The following is a 20,001-nucleotide window of genomic DNA, read 5'->3' on the forward strand; positions in this document are numbered from 1 at the left end:
TTTCTTGATTTCGTAATTTTTTAACAATCAGTGGTATTGAGATTACTTGACCCTGATGTTACTTCAGGGTTTATGCTGCTGAGCAGATTATAGCGTTGAAAGGGAAATAACATGAAGGCCATTATCGAAACAACTTTGCCGGTGTCGGCTAAGGTTGTGTGGAGCCAGGTTAAACTGAGTCGTACTTTGCAGTACATCTGCAGTGGTTTATTGCGGTTTGGCGAAGCACAACAGTTTCCGAAATGCTGGGAGCCGGGACAAATATTGACAACGCGGTTGTACCTTTTCGAATTTATACCATTGTGGAAACACCAGCTTCGATTTTGCGCAGTGGATGATATAAATTTGCAATTGGTGACTGAGGAAGGCGGCGGGTTGGTGAAAGTCTGGAATCATACTATCGAGGTTCAAACCTGTAACCTGAAGGACTGCCAGATCCGGTCCGAACATTGCCATTATCGTGATATCGTGGAAATTCAGGCTGGTATGCTCACCCCACTTATCTATGGTTTTGCTCATCTTTTGTATCGTTATCGACAAAAGCGGTGGCAAAATTGGGTGAAGAAAAATTAGGGTCGGAATTTCGAAAAGAGGCTTGAAGGGACGTTACCGTTTCTTGGTTTATTCTGCTGCATTGTTGTTGTTTAAGTGACAGCAGCAGACCTAAATCAAAGTTGATTAGTGGTATTGCGGAGTATGTGAGGCGTTATGCATACCTCGGCTGGCCACGATATAAACCTTTGAATTCCAGGTCACCTTCGAATCGCCTGTAGGTTCTGCCACAGTATTCTATGAGCTCATCCATGTCCTGTTTTTGTGCGTCGGCGTATTCGTTTGGTGCGTTTGTGCTGGGTTCTGCAGATTTCCCGGTAAACGCTGTCACATTATTTCGTGCGCTGTCGATGGATCTGACTTTCTGTGTTTTACGGACGAAAGTTTTGCCCGCAAAATTTAAAAGTTCTTCGTAGGCTTGAAGCAGTTCGTCAGACTCGGTTAATTCTACGTAATCTCCCAGTAATTCAATGAATTGCGGGTGTGAGAGTTTCAATTTAATATCCAGTTCTTCTTGGGTAATCTGGATACAGGTACGGGCTGCACGGATTGCGGATGGGTTCAACATCCAGTTTTTATCACTCATAACATCTCCTGCTCTAGATGGGATAAGGTGAAAGTGTGTTTATAATTCTGAGTATCCACTTAAAGCAGAGCAACAGGTGTGCCAAGTAGATTTTTGCTGATGCTCTATCTTGTTGAAAAATATACAAATATTTCAAAGTGTAAGTGCGTGTAACGGTGTGTAATTGAGACTGTTTGTATTCTGGCGTGTGTACGGGGGGGCAGGTATATTCGGGGCAGTGCGGTGGAAGTGAAAGCGGTAGGTGTATTGGTGCAGGCTAAAGAGTACGAGAGCCCGTAACGGGCTCTCGTGAATTCGCTGCGATTATACTTTCTTACCTGCTGTAAGGCTGTATCCAACAATGCCTTGGTTGCCAGCGGTATTTTTCTTGTCTGCTGCTGTGTACGCCATAGTCAGCTGGGAGTAGCTAATTGCCAGGTTTTCGAATGGAGGGCCAGAATCGCCAGCAGACATGCTGTAAGAGCTGATGATGGCATCTTCCAGTTCGTATTTAACATACTCTTCTACTTTATCTGCGCCGGTTTTCACTACGGTAATGACAACTTTTTTACCGTCTGAGCCCACCAAAGCTTCCTGGAACAGACCGGATGAAGCGCCATCCATTACTTTGCTGACCGAAACTTCGCTCATATTCGGGCGTGTCGCTTCACGGTTTGACATGTTGCCGGCTTCCATGGTGATCCCACGACCCACACCAAATTGCAGGTTTTCCAGCTTTATCCAGTCAGTGTAGCCTTCAGCTGTTACGTTACCTTTGATTGATCCGCCGTCCCATTCTAAGAAAATAGCCATTTTGTTCACCTTTAAATTCAGTTCAATTATGTGTTTGTCTTACTCTTTAAGTTCCGCTTAACTCAGTGTTCGTTTAGCTTGTTTAAGCAAGGTTACTTATAAAGGCGAGGAACGGACGGTCAAACCCTCATTCTTTTTTGGTTTAATACAAAAATTACTTTGAGCGGGTTGATAGTGCTAACCCGCGCACAATGAAAATGTTAATACGGTCTCAAAAAGCAGGGCTGGTTGATAGTCATAGGTGGCTGGCGTTACTGAAGCGAACCCGAAATCGGTTTGAGGTTATGTCCGGATTCATGCTTATGTGTCGCATCTGCGGTACAGTTGTGTCGCATCTGCGGTACAGTGTTTACAAAGAGACCACCGATCTTTGGTAATCTGCTCAACAAGCTGCCGCATCCAGATTAAACCCGGGTCACGATCATGGCGCGTATGCCAGAACAGATAGACGCTAATGGGGTCGAGTTCCAAAGGAACATCTGTGAGCCAGATGCTTTCATCGAATGCCGGATTACCCACTGCAAACTTCGGGAGTACGGCAATCATATTACTGTTTCGGAGTAGATTGGGTACTGCGGGGAAGTGGTTTACGGTAACGGCAACGCGCCGTTTCAATCCTTGTTGCTGGAGCACTTGGTCGATAATGCCGGAAGGGTGCCCGGAAAGGGAGACCAGTAAATGCCGCTCTCCGGTAAATTGCTCAAGTGAGATTTGTTTCCCCGCAAGTGGGTGGTGGGCGCCCATGGCGAGCACATACTCACCATCAAACAACCAAATACTGCGTAAGCTGTGATCATGTCCGTTAAGTTTCCCGATGGCCAGATCGACATGGGCTTCCCTTAGTTGTTCGTAGGCGGATTCTGCCGTATAGGGCACCGCATGCAAATCAACACCCGGTGCCAGCTTCTCCAATTGGCAAGCAAGAGGTTGCCAAATCAGCTCGACCATAACGTCTGCTACAGCGATGCGAAACTTGCGTTTAGAGTCAATTGGATCGAAATGACTGGAACTCACGGCATGAGAAAGGTCATGCATCGGATCACGTACCTGATCCCAGAGGCTCCGGGCAAATGAAGTGGGTTCTATCAAACGACCTTTCTTGACGAAAAGCGGGTCATTCCATACTTGCCTCATTCTGGAGACCGCATTGGAGACGGCAGGCTGAGTCATGGCCAATCGATCTGCAGCTCGGGTAATCGAGCCTTCAGTCATAATGGCATCAAAAATATACAGCAGTGTGAGTTCCTGGTTCTTCATATGTTCTGCTACCCGGCTCGGTTTCGTTGATCCATGTGTTTTTATAACTTTACCGCAGTACTCATAGTTAATTGTATGCGCAATTAGGTTGAGATGCCTTTTAATATTAAATGATGTGATGAATGCACACAAAAATATAAATATATATGATGTAATTTATATCGAACATGAATTGGATCCATCAAGGAAAAATGAGCAATATAGTGGTCATGATAAATATGATTAAGAAGATAAATAGCACAACTCTGACTTACAGGGCGTGTGCCAGAGCCTGAAAGAGGAGCTTTCGATGATAGAATCCATTGCACAAACAACTACAGCAATCCAACATGTGACGGAAGCCGAATTTGCTGATATTGTGAAGTCGTCACAATCTCCAGTATTGGTTGACTTCTGGGCAGAGTGGTGTGGACCGTGCCATGCGATCGCGCCGATTCTGGAAGATTTAGCGGATCAATTTGCAGATGATATCAAGGTCGTGAAAATTAATGTCGATGAAAATCAGGAGATCGCGGCTGAACTCGGCATTCGTAGCATTCCAACCCTTAAAATATTCAAAAATGGCGAAGCAGTGGCCAGTCACAGTGGTGTTGCAGCTAAATCCCACCTGGCCGAGTTTATTCGTAAGACGCTGTAGTTGAAAAACAATATGTAGTTGTTGAAAGATTATAGTCGTTAAACGATAAGCGACACTACGGAGTTGGCGAGTGGCAATGCGTTAAGTCGTGATATTTTGCGGTGTTAGATATTGTGTGAGCAGGCAGACAAGCTCATCGTGAATGATGGGCTTGGCCAGAATGCCATTACTGCCAGCTTGTTCCAGCATTGCAAGCTCATCAGGCGCATCGCTCGCTGTGAATGAAATGATGGTGCCTTTATAGCCGCGCTGACGTAATTCATTGATCGCCTCTGGACCGCTCATAACTGGCATATGGTGATCCATCAAGATAACGTCAGGGTGCTGACGCAATGCTTTTTTCACTGCAATTTGGCCGTTTTCTGCAAAGTCAACCGTTACGCCGAAACGTTTTAGTACTAATCGCATTAGCGCTTGGTTGGCGGGGTTGTCTTCTGCAACCAGTATAGTGCCATTGAATTGGACGTTCTCTTCGATATCCAACGCGGGTTTGGCTACTTTAGGCAATTCCGGAACGGCTGGCAATGCATCTTCAGAAAGCCAACGCGTGTCAATGAGTGCTCCAGTTGCGATATCCAGAGAATAAGTGCTTCCCTCATACCGGGTGCTGTTAATAGTCAGGGCGCCACCAAGCATTTCTGCCAGCCGATGGACCAATGACATTGCCAGCCGGATACTGCCAAACTCGCGGGCAACAACAGGAGACACCTGGGTAAAGTGGTCAATGAGGCTGTTGAGTTGCTCTGGCGTGAAGCCTTGACCGGTATCGCGGACTTTGCAGTGCAACAGTTGTTGTTCTTTGCTGCAGCCAAATCTGAGTTGTATGGTTCCCTTTTCGGTTAATTCTGCGGAATACTTACAGATCTTGAGCAGCATTTGTCTAAGCCGGGTTGGATCTGTTTGAATAAACTCGGGCAAATCTGTGTCATAGATGACCTCGAACGACAGCCCGTTAGCACGCATGGTGGGGGCCATTTTTTGCAAAACATCCGCAATAATTTCGGGTACAGATACGGGGAGTGGCTCAAGCTCAAGTTTTCCCGCTTCAACTTTAGAGTAATCGAGAATGTCGTTTATTAGCTCCAGCAAGTGGTAACCGCTGTGGACAATGGTGTTGGATGCGTCGGTTCGGTTTTGCTTTGAAGATGACTCATCAAGTAGCGCCTCACCATAGCCAATAATGGCAGTCAACGGCGTTCGGATTTCGTGGCTCATATTGGCCAGAAACTGACTTTTGGCTTGGGCTGAGTTTTCTGCAATTTGCCTCAGGAGTCGGTCTTCCTTGTGGTCGCGTTCCGACTTTTCCTGTTCTACTTTCTCCGTCACGTCGACAATTAAACCTTCATAGTGTGCTGGTCGACCGTCCTCGTCGAGTATCACTCGAATTGTTGATTCTGCCCAACGTAGCGTTCCGTTACGGGTCCGTAGTTGGGCTTCCAGGCCTTGAATTGAATCTCCGCATTCCAGACTCCGTTTCACTTTTCGTTGAATTCTTGGGTCTTCGAAGCAGGTCAGAATTGCGTCGTCGGAGTGGGTCAGTAAATCATCTGCAGAACGATAACCCAGTAACGATACCATCGCCGGGTTCGCAGCAATGAATCGGCCGCTTAATGATATCTGGAAGATGCCCTCTGCGACATTGTCTAAAAGGTCTTGATAACGCTTTAAGTGCCCCATGGCACTGGCATTGGCCAGGATAACTTGTTGCTGCGCCTTTTTGATCCGTTCTGCCAAAGCGAAAGACATCAGGATTAAGTGGCAGATTATACCGAGTTGAGGTGTGTGTTCGGTGAACGTGTTAAATGGCAGTTCGCCCATGATTGTCAGCGTGTAAATTCCCACACCCGTGAAATTGACAGCCCATGCCCAAAAATACGGATGGGCACCGGGAATATCTCGCGACATGGCGGTATAGCTGAAGTAAGCAATAAAACCAGTACCCACAGCTGTGCCGATGACCGCCCATTGAATGGCCTCTGCAGGATGGACAAAATAGGATATGAAAATTGAAACTAATGTCGCATGGATCGCAACACGAAGTACGCGATCCAGTTCTGGCATATACGTGGCGGCATTCATAAAATGGCGGCCCATGCTGAACGCGCCCAGCCAGGAACACCAGATATAGATGGCTAAATATTTTTTATGCAGGAAAATCGGAATGCCACCGAATAGTTGTAAGCCGTGAACCCGTTCAGTGGTTACAAATACCAGATAAAACAGGATGTAAAAGACATAGTAAAAATATGCCCGGTTTCGATCCGCTAAGAACATCAAGAGATTATAAGCGAGCATGATCACCACGCCGCCAATGAATATCCCGTGAAAAGTCTGAACCTCGCTAATGTGTTGCGCCAGCCCGATGGGAGTGAAGATCCGGATTGGGATGTGCATTGAATTGATGCTTTCCATTCGCAGATACAGGTCAACAGTCTCTCCCTGTTGCAGGGTAAACGGAAATAGTTGACTTGGATAGCCAATGGGACGACTGGTGAAAGCAGTGTTATAGCCACTGTAGTCCCGACTGAGAACCTTTCCACCAGATGCCAGATAAAACTCGACGTGGTCGATTAACGTTGAATCCACCTCAATCAAAAATCGCGATTCCGGTTGTTCTCCAGTGTAAACCAAGGTGGTTTTAGTCCAGATCGCTGCATCTGAAAATCCCAGATTTAATGGACCTTTGAGATTTTGTTTGAATTGTTCATCCTTGAGCTTGATAACATCTTTCACCGTCATTTCAAGTTCAGGGTCTTTGATATAGCGAACTGATAAGTCAACACTGTATTGTTGAATTTTATCATTTAGTTTAAGGGGCTGAATATCGCGTGTCTTGGCGACTTGCGCTCGCTGCTGTTCGTGAGCTCTGACCAGGGGTTTGTTGGGGGGCGGATCAGTAAACCCGTAGGCAGCGTTACCTAATGTATTGAGCATTATTGTTAGCAACAGGAAACCGATCAAATACCCGTATGGCGCCGGGCTGATTGTCATTTTTGTGGTTCGAGTTCGCACGATCAATGGTATTTTCGACCTTCGCAATTCCATGCCGCCTGTGTTTTTCGCCGTGAGCCGATTATTACTTTAGCTAACAAATGTTAGTTTATCCGGGTAGGTGCGTCGTTGAGGTTTGTTAGTAATTGCTCAGTTTTAACATTTTTAGGCCCAATGTCTATAGCCGTCAATGGGCTGTATTTATTCCAGATACTATCACCAGTGTAGACAATTACTGGCTAACTCGACCAGCATTCACACCCGGCTCGAAATAAAAAATATCTTTGCGCCTGGGTGTGTGTCGGTTGTTTGGTTTAATCTTTGTAGGACGGATCCAGGCGATCCAGCTTGCGAAGTAATGCAGGCCATGCGAGATCACCTCCCATACCCTTGGTAACAAGTTGGACCTGGGCTTTTACCCCGGCCACAATCCGGGGATCAATCAGACGAAGCGACTGTTGGGTAGACTGCGCCATCACCTGGGTTTGACAGGCCGTTTCTAGCGCGTACATAAATAAAAATGCTTCCGGGATAGACTGGCCAACCGTAAGCAGGCCATGATTTCTCAGAATCATAAAATTGTTTGTGCCGAGGTCTGCTACCAGGCGTGGTTTTTCCTCTCCATTGAGCGCTATACCTTCATACTCGTGATAGGCCAGCGAGGAGCAGGGCAACATGGATATTTGCGACAAGGGGAGCAGACCATCCTCTTGTGTAGATACGGCGATGCCTGCACGTGTGTGGGTATGCAAGACACATCCTGCGTCAGCCCGAGCTTCATGAATGGCACTGTGTATGGTGAATCCGGCAGGATTGACCGGATATCCCGTATCTTGAACGATATTGCCATGCAGATCGACTTTGACCAGCGAACTGGCAGTAATTTCTTCAAAGAGCATGCCATAGGCGTTTATCAGAAAGTGTTCTTCTGGCCCGGGCACACGGGCAGAGATGTGCGTGAAAATCAAATCATCCCAGCCATGTTTGGCAATCAGGCGATAACAAGCTGCAAGGTTTACCCGGGTCTGCCATTCTTCGGGGGATACGCTGTGTTTGATTGATTTTTCTGGCGTGTTCAAACTGATGGCTCCTGAAATTTGTTAATTAATTATCCACAGTGTAGTGAATGTGAGCGAGTAATCCCATGTTTTTAAACGTAATCTTCCAGGTTCTAAGCTGGATTGGGCGTGTTACGGGGGTTACAACATAGTACTTGTTAACTAACCTACTAGTAGGTTAGTATCTTTCGCCATGCAGATCAGAATGAAAAATCGTAAACAACAGATTGTTGAACTGGGTCTTTCCTTGCTTCAGACGCGGGGCTTTGAGAGCTTTAGCTATCAAGATCTAGCCCGCGAGCTGGGTATTACCAAAGCCAGCATTCACCATCACTTCCCCAAGAAAGCAGACTTGGGTGTAGCTTTGTGCGAGGCGATCCAGATCTGGCATGAGCAACAGTTTGCACTCATCAATAGTCATCCGGGTAAAGTGATCGATAAGCTCGACCTGTATATTAAAGGTAATTTGAGGTTTGCGAGTGGTGAAAACAAAATTTGCCCACTGAGCAGTCTACAAGCCGATGTTACCGCGTTACCCGATACCATGCGAATAGCCCTTAAACGCATGGACGACCATGAGCTGGATTTCATTGCCGAACTTCTGGAGCAGGGCAAGGAGTCTGGTGAATTCAGATTTCCGGGCGCTACTCGCAGTCAGGCTATGTTGTTCGTATTGGCCTGTAAAGGAGCCTTGCAGTATTCACGAGTCCATGGCGAACAAATTTTTGATGATACGATGGCGCAGATGCGCGCGCAGTTGATCGGCTAAAAAATTTTACCCAATTAACCTACCTTTAGGTAAGTTAATTGGGTTCTAGAACAAAACGGCTGAAACGCAGTCAAAAGCAACGTTCAAATAACAAGCTATGAGCAGAGGTAATCAATGAGTACCACCGAGAGTTTATTCAAACCGTTTAAATCGGGACCACTGGAATTGAAAAACCGAATCGTTATGGCGCCAATGACCCGTACGTATTCACCAGGCAATATACCGAATGATTTGGTTGTTGATTATTACCGCCGTCGAGCCGAGGGCGGGGTTGGCTTGATTATCACTGAAGGAACCTGTGTAGGGCATAAAGCGGCGACGGGCTACCCCAACGTTCCATTTATGTCCGGGGAAAAAGCGCTTGAGGGGTGGAAAAAAGTGGTGGATGCCGTGCATGCTGGCGGAGGTAAAATCGCACCGCAGTTGTGGCATGTCGGTGGTGTGCGCAAGCCAGGGGTCGAAGGTGATACACCCGGTTTCAGTCCCTCGGGTATGGCTAAACCCGGCAAGGTAACAGGCCATGAAATGACGAAAGCTGATATTCAGGACGTGATTGAAGCCTTTGCCCAGGCGGCACGGGATGCTAAAGAGGTTGGTTTTGACGCGGTTGAAATCCATGGTGCCCATGGTTATCTGATTGATCAGTTTTTCTGGTCAGGCACAAACGAGCGTTCCGATGAATATGGCGGAGATCTAGCGGCTCGATCTCGGTTTGCGATTGAGTTGATCCAGTCTGTTCGTGCGGCAGTGGGCCCGGAGTTTCCAATTATATTACGCTGGTCTCAGTGGAAGCAGCAAGATTATTCAGCTCGCCTGGTTGAAACTCCGGAAGCTTTATCGGATTTCATTCAACCCCTCAGTGATGCGGGCGTCGATATTTTCCATTGTTCAACACGTCGGTTCTGGGAACCGGAATTTGAGGGAAGTGACTTAAACCTTGCAGGTTGGGTGAGAAAAATTACGGGTAAGCCGGCCATTACAGTTGGCAGTGTGGGGTTGAATTCAGACTTCTTGCCGGAGCCAGGAACACAAAATTTTAAAAATGCAGAGCCAGCCAGTCTCGATAATCTGGTCTACCGAATGGACAACGGTGAATTTGATTTAGTGGCCGTGGGTCGAGCGTTAATTGCGAACCCGGATTGGGTCAACAAAATCAAAGCGGATCAGAGTCAGGATCTGATTGCTTATGAAAGTGATATGTTAAAACAACTGATCTAGTTGTTTTAAAGGTTCAAGACCTACCCAACACAAATGGCTCTGTACGGGCAGAGCCATGTCATAATTTTACCGGTTTTCAGGCCAAACCTGGCATGAAGTTCGGCCCTTATTCAATGCTAACCTTGTCCCGTTCAGATCTGCGCCTTACTGTTAATATGTCAGGAAAACGATTTCCCCTAAAAATAATCACCGACGACAACAAGTAGAGAGCGTGATAATGCAGAAAATTCCACGAAATAAAGATAATGATTATACCTGTGACATGGCGACAGAGCGGAGGAGGGTGATTACTGAGGAGACCGGCGCAGGGCTTGAGCATATCGGAACATACTCGATTGATCCGGGACTGTTGCCGGGCAATATTGAAAACTTTTCCGGGGTTGCGCAGGTACCAATGGGATTTGCTGGACCCTTGCAGGTTAACGGGGAGCATGCCCGTGGTGAATTCTATGTGCCGATGGCGACTTCGGAAGGTACGCTTGTCGCAAGTTATAGTCGTGGAATGCGAATTGCGCGAGAAGCTGGCGGAATAAAGACGACCGTTATCGACGATGCGATGCAGCGAGCACCGGTTTTTGTCTTTGAGGATGCTCGATTTGCGCGGGAATTTGGACGCTGGGTCAGCGCTCATTTTGCTCAGATAAAAGCAAAAGCCGAGGAAACAACGTCTTCTGGAAAGCTTATCAATATTGAACAATACGCTGCTGCCAAAATGTGCTGGTTACGATTCAATTTTACCTGTGGTGACGCCGCGGGCCAGAATATGGTAAGTAAAGCTACGCGACATGCCTGTATGTGGATTCTGGATCAGAACCCTCCGGGACTGGAGCATTTCAGTCTGGCTGCCAATTTTGACACGGATAAAAAACATTCCTGGGTCAATAATCTTCATACACGTGGCAAACGGGTTGTTGCCGAGATTGTTTTACCCGACCACCTGATCAAGACTGTTCTGAATACTTCTTCGCAAGCGATGTACCGACAGCGCCAGCTTTCGAATATGGGATCAATCATGTCTGGCGCGGTTAATAATGGTGCCCATTATGCGAATGGTATTACCGCAATGTTTATAGCCTGTGGTCAGGATGTCGCGAATGTAGCGGAGTCTTCTGCGGGGATTAATTATGCCGAAATACGCGATAACGGTGATTACTATCTTGCGATAACCATTCCATCACTCGTCGTTGCAACTTACGGTGGCGGTACAGGATTGCCAACCCAGAGGGAATGTTTGAATGTGCTGGGTTGTTATGGTCGGGACAGAGTCTATAAGTTCGCCGAAATTGTCGCGGCTACAGTACTGTGTGGGGAGTTATCGCTGGGGGCTGCAGTGGTTGCTGATGAGTGGGTCTCCAGTCATGATGCCTACGGACGGAATCGGCCATAACACAATGAGTGATTACCAGATTTATCATTGCAAAAAGAAAATTAAAAAAATATCAAACCAAGTGCAACTTTTTATTTCCTGGTTCGTATATCTCTTCAAACACCAACACTTTATTGAACCTGGAGATAAACATGAAACTGTTAAAATCAATTGCACTTACATTAACGATTGCGCTTTCCGCCCCTGTTGCTATGGCAGCACCCAGTTCCTCGTGGGGGAGCAATGAGTCGTCATTGATGACCAGTGCCGAGACGAAAATTGATGCGAAAAATTACGCTGCGGCGATTGTAGACCTGAAGGAAATTGTTGCCGATGATCCCAATGATGCGGATGCCTATAATCTGTTGGGCTATACGCACCGTAAACTGAAACAATACGAACAGGCAGAGATCTATTACCAGCGTGCGCTGAGCTTGGACCCGGAACACAAGGGCGCATTGGAATACCTGGGTGAGCTATACCTGGAGACAGATCGAATCGGTAAAGCCCATGAGATGCTGGCGAGACTGGATAAAGCCTGCTTTTTCGGTTGCGAGGAATATGACCTGTTAAAGGACATGATTAATCAGAAGGTTTCCGGTGTGGCGGTTACCGGGAAAGCGGATTCCTCCTGGCGTTAATTTGATCGGGGTCAGGGCTTTCGCCGCCGTGAAGGTCTGCCCCACCTTCTTCCCGCGATATTCAGAATTCTCAGGAATTTCGGGCACTCAAGGTGTTGCGGTGCCTGGCATGCAGCTGCATGTCGAAGTCCGTCACGCATGGCTGTGAGTGCTGCGATCCGGCTGTCCAGCTCATCGGCCTTGTTGAGCAGTACCGCGCGGTCAATTTTTAATCCATCGGGCAATAGCATGTCTTTGATTTCATCCAGCGAGAGACCCGCATTGCGTCCGAGTGTGATGAGTGCCAGCTTCTGTATGACGCTGGATTTGTAAGTCCTTTTCAAGCCATTGCGACCATTTGACGCGATAAGGCCTTTTTCCTCGTAATATCGCAAAGTGGAGGCGGGTAGATTGGTGCGTTTTGATACTTCTCCGATGTCCATATTTATTCGATACCTATCGATAGCTCACAACAAATAGCGTATGACTTCAAGTTTACTTTAAGTTATACGGAACTGGTATCACCGTTTAATCAAGAGGACATTTCGTCAGGGAACAAACCAACAGAACCACAAACAGGTTCTGTTGGTTTGTGTGTTGCACTATTGTACTATTTATGTACTATCGCCGTTTTCTGTGACCGTTAGGTCAGTCGGGGTAACCGCTACGCGGTATAACTAATTGCGCCAGAACCAAATACGGCCTCAAATGAGGCTTCTCCGGAAATTGCTTCATCATTAGCAGTACTGATGCCGGTTAAGGTTACGTTGATGATGTTGTTCCCTGAAATCGCGGACAGGTTAATCATACCATCTCCGGCATCTTCGTTATCAAGGGTGACCGGCACCGTGTTTTCGGGAAAGTTAAGCACATCATCCGCTGCAAAACCTGTGATTGTGTGAGCGTAAGTATCCGAAGCAAATACAAAAACTTCTTCATCAGCTGTAGCAGTGGTTGTCCCTGCGCCGTTGATGTTTACAGTGGTTGTCCCATTATTGTTTCCGCCGCCTGTGCTGAGGTTATCGTCCCCCAGGAAAATCGCACCGGCGCTTACGTTAATCACCAGATCCCGGGTTTCACCGTCGCCGAAAATAATCGTGTTGGCTGTAGTGGATGCCGGAATCTCGATTTTATTACCCGTGTTGCCTGTAAACGTAACCGTTGTACCGTTAACTTCAGTCGTGTAGTCACTGTAGTTGCCAGAGACGCGAATAATATCATTGCCCCCCAACAGGTTCAGATTCGCGTTGGTGCCCGCCATAATCTCGATATCATCCTGATCGTTGGTTCCGGTAACGTCCCAAATCGGGCTCGAGTTAAGGACAAATTGTCGCCCCGCGTCAGCACTTGTCAAAATTAGCTTTGCCATGGTAAATCCCTTCGTTAAGCTGTTTTCTGGCAATGGTGTGCTTTTTCAGCAATCACCATTGCCCCTTGTGGAAAAATCGATTAGTTGTTCTGGATTGCAATCGTGTGTATCAGACTGATGATATCTTCGAGATCATCTGCACTCAGTTGTACAGACAATGGAATCAGGTCACCTGTAATCAATCCGGATTTCATCTTGATTGTTGCGGTTACTGTGCTGCTTTCACGGGCTGCCAGGGTGTCCAGATCCCAGAAGACTTCTTCGTATGCCTGACACGTCAGATTGCTGCCTTGAGAGTTACATCCGGAAGAAACATTCGGATCAACGTCGTCATAAATACTGAATGTGTCGACTTCGGCAGGCAGATGCAGTCTGAGTTGAGTGCTGTTTACCGGGAACAAACTGGTGTTGCTCACAGTGAAGGTGTAAGTCACACTACCGTCCGATTCAACGGTGCTCGAATCGGTTCCGATGGTAATTGCCAGTGGTAACGCTGATTCAGAAACGGTTAAGGTTTGCTCAGCTGTCTGGTCGATTTCGGATCCACTCTCGTGACTGATCTCGACAGCGCTGCTGAGCAGGTCTCCAGCTTCGAGTCCCGTGTTGGCCGATACAGTGACTTCATAACGCTCTGATTGTAAAACCTGTAGTTCGGCCAGCGACCAGGAAACCTGGTTGTCAGCGCCTTGTACGCCACTGTCGCTGATACTCTGTATTGTGACATTGTCGGGTAACTGTGCAGTGACCACAACGTTCGACAAAACTCCGGTTGTACTGTTGCTGAAATCAATCCAGTAGCTGTAGTTTTGTCCCGGAACAACCGGGTCAGTTGAGCTCGCCAGAGATAAATCTACAGTGGGGTCATTGTTGATTTTTGAGACATTCAGTAATTGAATATCATCGTTTAACCCATCTGCGGTCAGTTGCACGGGTAATTTGATGAGATCCCCGGAAATTAATCCCGTATTGATAAACATTCGTGCCGTGATGGTACTCGTTTCTCCGGCAGCCAATGTGCCTAAATTCCAATAAACTTCCTCAAACGCCTGACAAGTCAGATTACTGCCTTTGGAGTTGCAACCGGAACTGACATTTGGTTGAACATCGTAATAAATGCTCATGGTTGAGATTTCCGAAGGCAAGTGTAATCTCAATGAAACGTTGTCCAACGGAAACAGGCTGTCATTGCCAACCGTAAAGGTATAATCGAGCGTACCCTCAGCGGTTGTTGTGGCTGAAAGTCGGTCAATTTTGAGGTTTACGGGCAGGGTCTCCTCGACGACGGTAATCGCATATTCACTGACCTGGTCGATTTCATGTCCGCCATCATGCTCAACCTGAACACTGCTGTTCAGAATGTCACCCGCCACAAGCGCATTATTTGCTGTGACCACAATCTCGCGACGACGAGCGTCGAACACGCTCAGACTGGGTAGGACCCAGGCCACGGTTTGACTATCGTTTTGGATACCACCATCACTGGCTGAGACGAAAGTAACCCCTTCTGGCAAGGTGGCGGTAACAGTTGCGTTGCTGAGCGCCGAGGTAGAAGCATTGCTCACATCAATCCAGTAACTGAAGGTTTCACCGGGAATGACCGGGTCGACCGTGGTGGACATGGCCAAATCGATCGTCGGGTCATTATTGACGACAGATGTTGTCAGCAAATCGATTCGGTCATTCAATCCCTCTGCGGTGACTTGAACTGGCAACGCAATCAGGTCACCGTTAATGAGTCCGGTATCCATCACAACACGGGCATTGATGGCGCGACTTTCGCCTGCAGCGAGTGTTCCCAAATCCCAGAAAACTTCTTCCATGGCCTGACAAGTGAGATTACTGCCCAGAGAATTACAGCCGGAGCTGACATTGGGAGCAACGTCGTAGTAGATGCTCATGGCGTCCACTTCCGGGGGTAGAATCAACCTGACATCAACGTCGTTGACCGGTGAAACGCCAGTATTGCTCACAGTGAACACATAGTTAACGTCACCTTCTGCTGCAACCGATGTGGACTGTTGCGTGATATCAACTTTGATAGGCAGTGCGTCTTCAACAATCGTAACGGTATTTGAGGTTTGAGCATCAACACTCAGGCCGCCATCGTATTGCAGTTTGGCCACACTGGTTTGCAAATGACCATCATATAAACCCGAATCAGCCTGGACTGTAACCATTCTGACCCGGTGCTCCAGTTCGCTAACATTACCGATTTCCCAAGTCACGGTTCCATTGGTATTAACACCACCATCACTCGCAGAGATCACAGTCAGTCCATCTGGTAGAGTCAGCGTCATAGTGGAATTGTTTAGCTGGGTCGCTACTTTGCCCATGGATACTGTGTAGGTAAACGTGTCGCCCGCTTTTACCGGATCGGTGGAAGGGGAGAGGGTCAGGTCGATATCGGCATCGGATTCTACCCAGATCGTCTCGGAGAGCTCCATTGCATCTTTTTCGTCAGCGGAAATCGTAAAGGGCAGTGTAATCTGAGTGCCGTCCAGCTCTCCGGTATTAGTGCTCACGTCTACCGTGAGGGTGCGGGTTTCGCCTGAAGCGAGCGTACCGAGATTCCATTTTGGTACCTCAGTTGCCTGGCAGGTCAGGTTACTGCCTGCAGTATTACAGCCTGAAGAGACGTTGGGCTGCACATCATAGTAAATACTGAATGCGGTGAGCGCTTCAGGAACCGTGAGCTGCACTTCAACGTTTTCTATCTGGGCAATTTCCGAGTTTCCAACTGTGATCGTAAAGCGCACCCGATCCCCGGAGTTAAGGTATTGTTTGTCGGCGATCACATCTGCATGGAAACCGCGTTCAAATGTTTGTGGCGATGAGGCTGTGGATGATTTATCCTGCTCATTTACGGATAAACTCAACGTTGAAGCACTTCCGACGGGGAGTGTGACGCCCGCGATGGTGGCTTGATCAAGGGCGGTGAGCGTTAAGTTCGCAGAGCCGTCAGCAAAGGCAATGGTGACCGGCCCATTCAAGCCCCGGAACGCAATCACACCGTTACTGCTATCCCGGACACGTATTACCGTGCCACTGATTTCAAATTGATAATTACTGTGGGCATTGGGTAACTCCAAACGTTCGATATTACCATCAAGGTCGACCGTTGAGGATTGGGTAATCAACACCGTTTCGTTTCCGGTGTTGCCATAAACAGCGTCAATGCTGCTATTTAGAGTGAGTGACTCGCTTGCAGCCATGACATAGGGTGCAGCGGATAGGGGGGTACAACAACTACTGATAACCAGAAAATACAGCGCTCTCCTAAACATTTGCCTTGTCCTTTAGATCTTGTTGACTTCTGATGAGTTAATTGTGCAGTGGATTTTTTCCATCACTGTGTGAAGCATGTCAATATTGAATCGTTAGTCTGTTGCCTCAGAATTAAATCGGGGCGGGTTGGTGCAGGGTTAAGGGTGGAGACACCTCCTTTTGAATTAAAAAAGCATGAATTTGAGTGTATCGGTTTTGATTATTCTTGAGCGTTAGGATGGTTAAAAAAAGAACGCTCTTATTATCGTTATCTAGCGGCAAATATCCTGATGCCCCCTCATATTTTTTGTTACAGTTTTTTGAATAAAATTTGTATCCGGTGCGGAGCCTGCCCATTTTTCCTTGTTATTACGGGGTGTTCATATGGTTTCCGGATTGCAGTAAAAATTTAATATTTATCAAATTCGAAATAACAATTCTGCTGCGCGGAGCTGACCCTAAGATACAGAAAAATATAGGGATAAGCGTTTTAATATCGAGGTAGGCTTTGTAGAAATGGCCCTGTTATTCACGGTTTCAAATAACGGATTGGCCTCTGAACTGTAAGATTGATTTCTCTATCTGCGCGACTAGTTATTGGAATTTTGTTCCGTTCGTGTAATAGTTCACACTTTCAGAGAAAAAATGAACGGAATAATTATTATAAAGCCAAATTGGATAGCGTTCGCAGACACTGTAATTAACAACAATAATATGATTAGTCATGAGTTCAGGGCTTGGGCGGATGTTGCCTGGCCGGTGTTTGAGGCGCCAAATTTATATGAAAACTTGGACAATCCCGAATTGGGAAGAATCCTGGGAATTGGAATATGAAGTTCCCTTGCTTAACGCATTAGCTAACGATATTGAGAAAGCCTATTCAGACTTGAAATGCAAACCCGATACAGCCTCACGTGGCTGTGTATTTTGTGAAGTTTTTCGAGCAGGCAAGAAAATTTCTAAAGTGTGTGTTGCCAAACATGAATCCGGACAGCCGCTTTATTCTGTTTACCTTGGGAGTAGAGAAGATGAATTTCATGGCTTTAATAAAGCCGCGATCATCAGCATCCTGGCGAATTATACAGACGCTTTACCGCAAACTCCCTAGCGTTGATCTGTTTGCCCACTAGCACCCTTGGTTCGATCAGGTCGGCATAGCCTCCTGAGCGAGCACATGGTGTTGTCTAATGTATTTGACCTTGAATCACATCGTTTGGTCTCGAACTATCTAGACCGCCTGCCCCAATCTTTATACTTCCCCAGTGTTGATTGTATGCGACCCGTAAACATTGCTTCGCATGAACTGACGGATCTTCACGTGCATGGTAAAAAACTTGACATTAAAGTGCACTTTAAACTTAGGATATCACCACACAAGACAGACGTAACCCGCGCAGATGTGCTGATTCAATGACTTTTTGATTCACTTCCAGCGATTATGGGTGACGTTACAACCGGGTATATTGAAAAACAGGGAATGTGGTATGAAAACGTGCTCAATCCTGAATTGGGGCGAGTCCTGGGAATTGGAATATGAAGTTCCCTTACTCAGTGCATTAGCGAGCGATATTGAGAGCGTCCATACTGATTTAAAATGTGAACTCGATAAGGCTTCAAAAGAATGTATTTTTTGTGAAGTTATACGGGCCGACAAAATAATTGCAAAGATTTGCGTGGACGAGCATGAATCCGGGCAGCCACTTTATTCTGTCTATCTGGGGAGCAAAGAGGACGAATTTCATGGTTTCAATAAAATGACGATTATCAGTATTTTGTCGAACTACACTGACGCGTTGCCCGTTAAATTATAGTTCTGCGACAGGTATTAACGGATAGAGGTTTTTCAGGCTCGGACACTGATTGGGCTTTCCAGTGTCCGTACTTTTTAACTGAATAAAAAGCAGTACTTGCTATTTTAATTTGTCTGACAATCGGATCAGTTGCTGTATCTGTGCGCTCTGTTGTAAAGTGAGGTGTATCCGACTTTGAGTTTGTGAGACCTCAATCTGGCCACATTGATCTGGAGTACCCAAATGCCTGCCGCTGCTGTTAATTCACTTGAAATCCACTATGAAACCTTTGGCTCCCCGTCTGATCCCGCCATCCTGTTGATTATGGGATTGGGGACCCAAATGATTTACTGGCATACCGAGTTTTGCCAACAGTTGGCCGACAATGGCTATTTCGTTATTCGGTACGATAACCGTGATGTAGGTAAGTCCTCTTACCTGAAAGATCAGCCTGTACCGGATTTAACCAAATTATTAATGTCCGTGACACTTGGGGGCAAGCCCGAAGCCCCATACAGTTTACAGGATATGGCTGTTGATGCATTGGGCTTACTTGATCACCTGGGAGTGGGGCGAGCACATTTGGTCGGGATGTCGATGGGCGGAATGATTGCGCAGACCATCGCGTTTACTTATCCTGACCGGGTTAATTCACTAACCTCAATCATGTCATCTACTGGGGATTTTACGTTGCCACAGGCGAAACCCGAAGCCATGGCAACGTTAACACAATCGATTCCTGCAACGCGGGAGGACTACATAAGGGTTACGAAATCAATCTGGCGAGTGTTGTCCGGTCCCGTTGCTGAGTTTGAAGAAGACAGATACGCAGAACTGGCTGGCGAAGCTTTTGATCGGGGTTTGAATGCGGCCGGATTTGTAAGACATTTCGCTGCAATTATCACCGATGGTGATCGAACATCAAGGTTGGCGGGGATAACGACGCCAACACTGGTGGTGCATGGCACGCTTGACCCGTTAATTCCATACGAACATGGGGTTGCCACTTCCCGCGCGATTGAAAGTTCAAGCCTGGTAACAATAGAAGGGATGGGGCACACACTGCCTGCACAATACTGGCCTGAAATACAGCGCGCGATATTGTCGTTGATTCGTACTGTTTCGTGAATCGGGTTTTCGGACTAACCTGTTAGGGACGACTTCGATTTTTTCCGGTTACCGTTACGCGCATTGAACTCAAGAAGTTATCGAAGAGGACTCAATTATGAAAATTGGTGAATTGGCTGAACTAACGGGTTTAGCACCTTCAAAAATAAGGTTCTATGAAAGTATCGGTCTTTTAAAGGCCGTGAAGCGTCAGTCAAATGGTTACCGAAGTTATCCGCCTGAAGCTGCAGTTATATTGAGTATGATCGTGCGTGCACAGGACGCCGGTTTTAGCCTGGAAGAATTGAGTGCTCTGTTACCTGCTGATTTGACCCAATGGGATCATACATCTATTGTCACCGCAATTCGCCAGAAAATTCACGATGTTGAAGCGCTACGGGCGAGACTTGATAGTAATCTTGTCCAGTTACGGGAAGTACTCCATGAAATCGAGGCGAAACCTGCTGATGTGGATTGTGCAGACAATGCCAAACGGTTATTGACTGAATATGGACTGGTTACCAAAGAAGATTAAGTTTGTCAGTTCATGAAATCGGGGTACGCCCTTGTCGAAACAATTTAACTGTTCTGACCAGATAATCTAAACGTTTCAGAGATTGCTATA

18 protein-coding genes are annotated in these 20,001 nt (G+C 46.9%); 10 read left to right on the forward strand and 8 right to left on the reverse strand.

What is annotated here, in order from left to right:
* The first annotated feature begins 111 nt into the window (after positions 1 to 111).
* Positions 112 to 573, forward strand: a complete 462-nt coding sequence (locus OLMES_RS11760; RefSeq protein WP_087461433.1) for a hypothetical protein — start codon at positions 112 to 114, stop codon at positions 571 to 573.
* Positions 574 to 706: 133 nt separating this feature from the next.
* Here OLMES_RS11760 and OLMES_RS11765 read toward each other — a convergent pair whose 3' ends face one another.
* The 3 genes from OLMES_RS11765 to OLMES_RS11775 form a co-directional block, all read right to left on the reverse strand.
* Positions 707 to 1,138, reverse strand: a complete 432-nt coding sequence (locus OLMES_RS11765; RefSeq protein ID WP_087461434.1) for a hypothetical protein — start codon at positions 1,136 to 1,138, stop codon at positions 707 to 709.
* A 303-nt stretch (positions 1,139 to 1,441) separates the two neighbouring features.
* Positions 1,442 to 1,930, reverse strand: a complete 489-nt coding sequence (locus OLMES_RS11770; protein WP_087461435.1) for an Hcp family type VI secretion system effector — start codon at positions 1,928 to 1,930, stop codon at positions 1,442 to 1,444.
* 300 nt (positions 1,931 to 2,230) lie between these two features.
* The gene (locus tag OLMES_RS11775) at positions 2,231 to 3,187 is read right to left on the reverse strand and encodes a LysR family transcriptional regulator (RefSeq protein ID WP_087461436.1); all 957 of its coding nucleotides are present in this window, start codon (positions 3,185 to 3,187) and stop codon (positions 2,231 to 2,233) included.
* Positions 3,188 to 3,476: 289 nt separating this feature from the next.
* On the opposite strand from OLMES_RS11775, the gene trxA reads away from it, so the two are divergent.
* Positions 3,477 to 3,824 carry a thioredoxin gene (gene trxA, locus OLMES_RS11780; protein WP_087461437.1) on the forward strand — a complete coding sequence of 116 codons (348 nt, stop codon included), beginning with the start codon at positions 3,477 to 3,479 and terminating at the stop codon, positions 3,822 to 3,824.
* Positions 3,825 to 3,905: 81 nt separating this feature from the next.
* Here trxA and OLMES_RS11785 read toward each other — a convergent pair whose 3' ends face one another.
* Both OLMES_RS11785 and OLMES_RS11790 read right to left on the reverse strand, forming a co-directional pair.
* Positions 3,906 to 6,815 carry a hybrid sensor histidine kinase/response regulator gene (locus OLMES_RS11785; RefSeq protein ID WP_198343311.1) on the reverse strand — a complete coding sequence of 970 codons (2,910 nt, stop codon included), beginning with the start codon at positions 6,813 to 6,815 and terminating at the stop codon, positions 3,906 to 3,908.
* Positions 6,816 to 7,129: 314 nt separating this feature from the next.
* Positions 7,130 to 7,894: a class II aldolase/adducin family protein gene (locus OLMES_RS11790; RefSeq protein ID WP_087461439.1), complete on the reverse strand. Its 765-nt coding sequence runs from the start codon at positions 7,892 to 7,894 to the stop codon at positions 7,130 to 7,132.
* Between the two features lie 184 nt (positions 7,895 to 8,078).
* On the opposite strand from OLMES_RS11790, the gene OLMES_RS11795 reads away from it, so the two are divergent.
* The 4 genes from OLMES_RS11795 (at position 8,079) to OLMES_RS11810 (ending at position 11,867) form a co-directional block, all read left to right on the forward strand.
* Positions 8,079 to 8,642 carry a TetR/AcrR family transcriptional regulator gene (locus OLMES_RS11795; protein ID WP_157678274.1) on the forward strand — a complete coding sequence of 188 codons (564 nt, stop codon included), beginning with the start codon at positions 8,079 to 8,081 and terminating at the stop codon, positions 8,640 to 8,642.
* 114 nt (positions 8,643 to 8,756) lie between these two features.
* A complete protein-coding gene (locus tag OLMES_RS11800; RefSeq protein WP_087461441.1) occupies positions 8,757 to 9,860 on the forward strand; it encodes an NADH:flavin oxidoreductase in 1,104 nt (367 codons plus the stop codon).
* A gap of 217 nt (positions 9,861 to 10,077) precedes the next feature.
* The gene (locus OLMES_RS11805; protein ID WP_087461442.1) at positions 10,078 to 11,247 is read left to right on the forward strand and encodes a hydroxymethylglutaryl-CoA reductase; all 1,170 of its coding nucleotides are present in this window, start codon (positions 10,078 to 10,080) and stop codon (positions 11,245 to 11,247) included.
* A gap of 131 nt (positions 11,248 to 11,378) precedes the next feature.
* Positions 11,379 to 11,867, forward strand: coding sequence for a tetratricopeptide repeat protein (locus tag OLMES_RS11810; RefSeq protein ID WP_157678275.1), 489 nt, complete (start codon positions 11,379 to 11,381; stop codon positions 11,865 to 11,867).
* 11 nt (positions 11,868 to 11,878) lie between these two features.
* Here OLMES_RS11810 and OLMES_RS11815 read toward each other — a convergent pair whose 3' ends face one another.
* The 3 genes from OLMES_RS11815 to OLMES_RS11825 all read right to left on the reverse strand — a co-directional run bounded on the left by OLMES_RS11815 (position 11,879) and on the right by OLMES_RS11825 (position 16,499).
* Positions 11,879 to 12,289: a helix-turn-helix domain-containing protein gene (locus tag OLMES_RS11815; RefSeq protein ID WP_087461444.1), complete on the reverse strand. Its 411-nt coding sequence runs from the start codon at positions 12,287 to 12,289 to the stop codon at positions 11,879 to 11,881.
* Between the two features lie 221 nt (positions 12,290 to 12,510).
* Positions 12,511 to 13,215, reverse strand: coding sequence for a hypothetical protein (locus OLMES_RS11820; protein WP_087461445.1), 705 nt, complete (start codon positions 13,213 to 13,215; stop codon positions 12,511 to 12,513).
* Positions 13,216 to 13,295: 80 nt separating this feature from the next.
* The gene (locus OLMES_RS11825) at positions 13,296 to 16,499 is read right to left on the reverse strand and encodes a COG1361 family protein (protein WP_087461446.1); all 3,204 of its coding nucleotides are present in this window, start codon (positions 16,497 to 16,499) and stop codon (positions 13,296 to 13,298) included.
* Between the two features lie 761 nt (positions 16,500 to 17,260).
* On the opposite strand from OLMES_RS11825, the gene OLMES_RS11835 reads away from it, so the two are divergent.
* The 4 genes from OLMES_RS11835 to OLMES_RS11850 all read left to right on the forward strand — a co-directional run bounded on the left by OLMES_RS11835 (position 17,261) and on the right by OLMES_RS11850 (position 19,911).
* Positions 17,261 to 17,587, forward strand: a complete 327-nt coding sequence (locus OLMES_RS11835; protein WP_157678276.1) for a hypothetical protein — start codon at positions 17,261 to 17,263, stop codon at positions 17,585 to 17,587.
* A gap of 376 nt (positions 17,588 to 17,963) precedes the next feature.
* Positions 17,964 to 18,290 (forward strand): hypothetical protein, encoded by a 327-nt coding sequence (locus tag OLMES_RS11840; RefSeq protein ID WP_087461449.1) that lies wholly within the window; start codon positions 17,964 to 17,966, stop codon positions 18,288 to 18,290.
* 222 nt (positions 18,291 to 18,512) lie between these two features.
* The gene (locus OLMES_RS11845) at positions 18,513 to 19,397 is read left to right on the forward strand and encodes an alpha/beta fold hydrolase (RefSeq protein ID WP_087461450.1); all 885 of its coding nucleotides are present in this window, start codon (positions 18,513 to 18,515) and stop codon (positions 19,395 to 19,397) included.
* A 97-nt stretch (positions 19,398 to 19,494) separates the two neighbouring features.
* A complete protein-coding gene (locus tag OLMES_RS11850; protein ID WP_087461451.1) occupies positions 19,495 to 19,911 on the forward strand; it encodes a MerR family transcriptional regulator in 417 nt (138 codons plus the stop codon).
* Positions 19,912 to 20,001: the final 90 nt, after the last annotated feature.

The organism is Oleiphilus messinensis (genome assembly GCF_002162375.1).
GTDB lineage: Bacteria > Pseudomonadota > Gammaproteobacteria > Pseudomonadales > Oleiphilaceae > Oleiphilus > Oleiphilus messinensis.

Excerpts from the sequence above, each read along its gene's own strand:
- OLMES_RS11845 (WP_087461450.1), top strand. The coding sequence starts at position 18,513 with ATGCCTGCCGCTGCTGTTAATTCACTTGAAATCCACTATGAAACCTTT.
- OLMES_RS11840 (WP_087461449.1), top strand. The coding sequence starts at position 17,964 with ATGAAAACGTGCTCAATCCTGAATTGGGGCGAGTCCTGGGAATTGGAA.
- OLMES_RS11810 (WP_157678275.1), top strand. The coding sequence starts at position 11,379 with ATGAAACTGTTAAAATCAATTGCACTTACATTAACGATTGCGCTTTCC.
- OLMES_RS11765 (WP_087461434.1), bottom strand. The coding sequence starts at position 1,138 with ATGAGTGATAAAAACTGGATGTTGAACCCATCCGCAATCCGTGCAGCC.
- OLMES_RS11760 (WP_087461433.1), top strand. The coding sequence starts at position 112 with ATGAAGGCCATTATCGAAACAACTTTGCCGGTGTCGGCTAAGGTTGTG.
- OLMES_RS11800 (WP_087461441.1), top strand. The coding sequence starts at position 8,757 with ATGAGTACCACCGAGAGTTTATTCAAACCGTTTAAATCGGGACCACTG.
- OLMES_RS11820 (WP_087461445.1), bottom strand. The coding sequence starts at position 13,215 with ATGGCAAAGCTAATTTTGACAAGTGCTGACGCGGGGCGACAATTTGTC.
- OLMES_RS11815 (WP_087461444.1), bottom strand. The coding sequence starts at position 12,289 with ATGGACATCGGAGAAGTATCAAAACGCACCAATCTACCCGCCTCCACT.
- OLMES_RS11850 (WP_087461451.1), top strand. The coding sequence starts at position 19,495 with ATGAAAATTGGTGAATTGGCTGAACTAACGGGTTTAGCACCTTCAAAA.
- trxA (WP_087461437.1), top strand. The coding sequence starts at position 3,477 with ATGATAGAATCCATTGCACAAACAACTACAGCAATCCAACATGTGACG.
- OLMES_RS11835 (WP_157678276.1), top strand. The coding sequence starts at position 17,261 with ATGAAAACTTGGACAATCCCGAATTGGGAAGAATCCTGGGAATTGGAA.
- OLMES_RS11825 (WP_087461446.1), bottom strand. The coding sequence starts at position 16,499 with ATGTTTAGGAGAGCGCTGTATTTTCTGGTTATCAGTAGTTGTTGTACC.
- OLMES_RS11795 (WP_157678274.1), top strand. The coding sequence starts at position 8,079 with ATGAAAAATCGTAAACAACAGATTGTTGAACTGGGTCTTTCCTTGCTT.
- OLMES_RS11805 (WP_087461442.1), top strand. The coding sequence starts at position 10,078 with ATGCAGAAAATTCCACGAAATAAAGATAATGATTATACCTGTGACATG.
- OLMES_RS11785 (WP_198343311.1), bottom strand. The coding sequence starts at position 6,815 with ATGACAATCAGCCCGGCGCCATACGGGTATTTGATCGGTTTCCTGTTG.
- OLMES_RS11770 (WP_087461435.1), bottom strand. The coding sequence starts at position 1,930 with ATGGCTATTTTCTTAGAATGGGACGGCGGATCAATCAAAGGTAACGTA.
- OLMES_RS11775 (WP_087461436.1), bottom strand. The coding sequence starts at position 3,187 with ATGAAGAACCAGGAACTCACACTGCTGTATATTTTTGATGCCATTATG.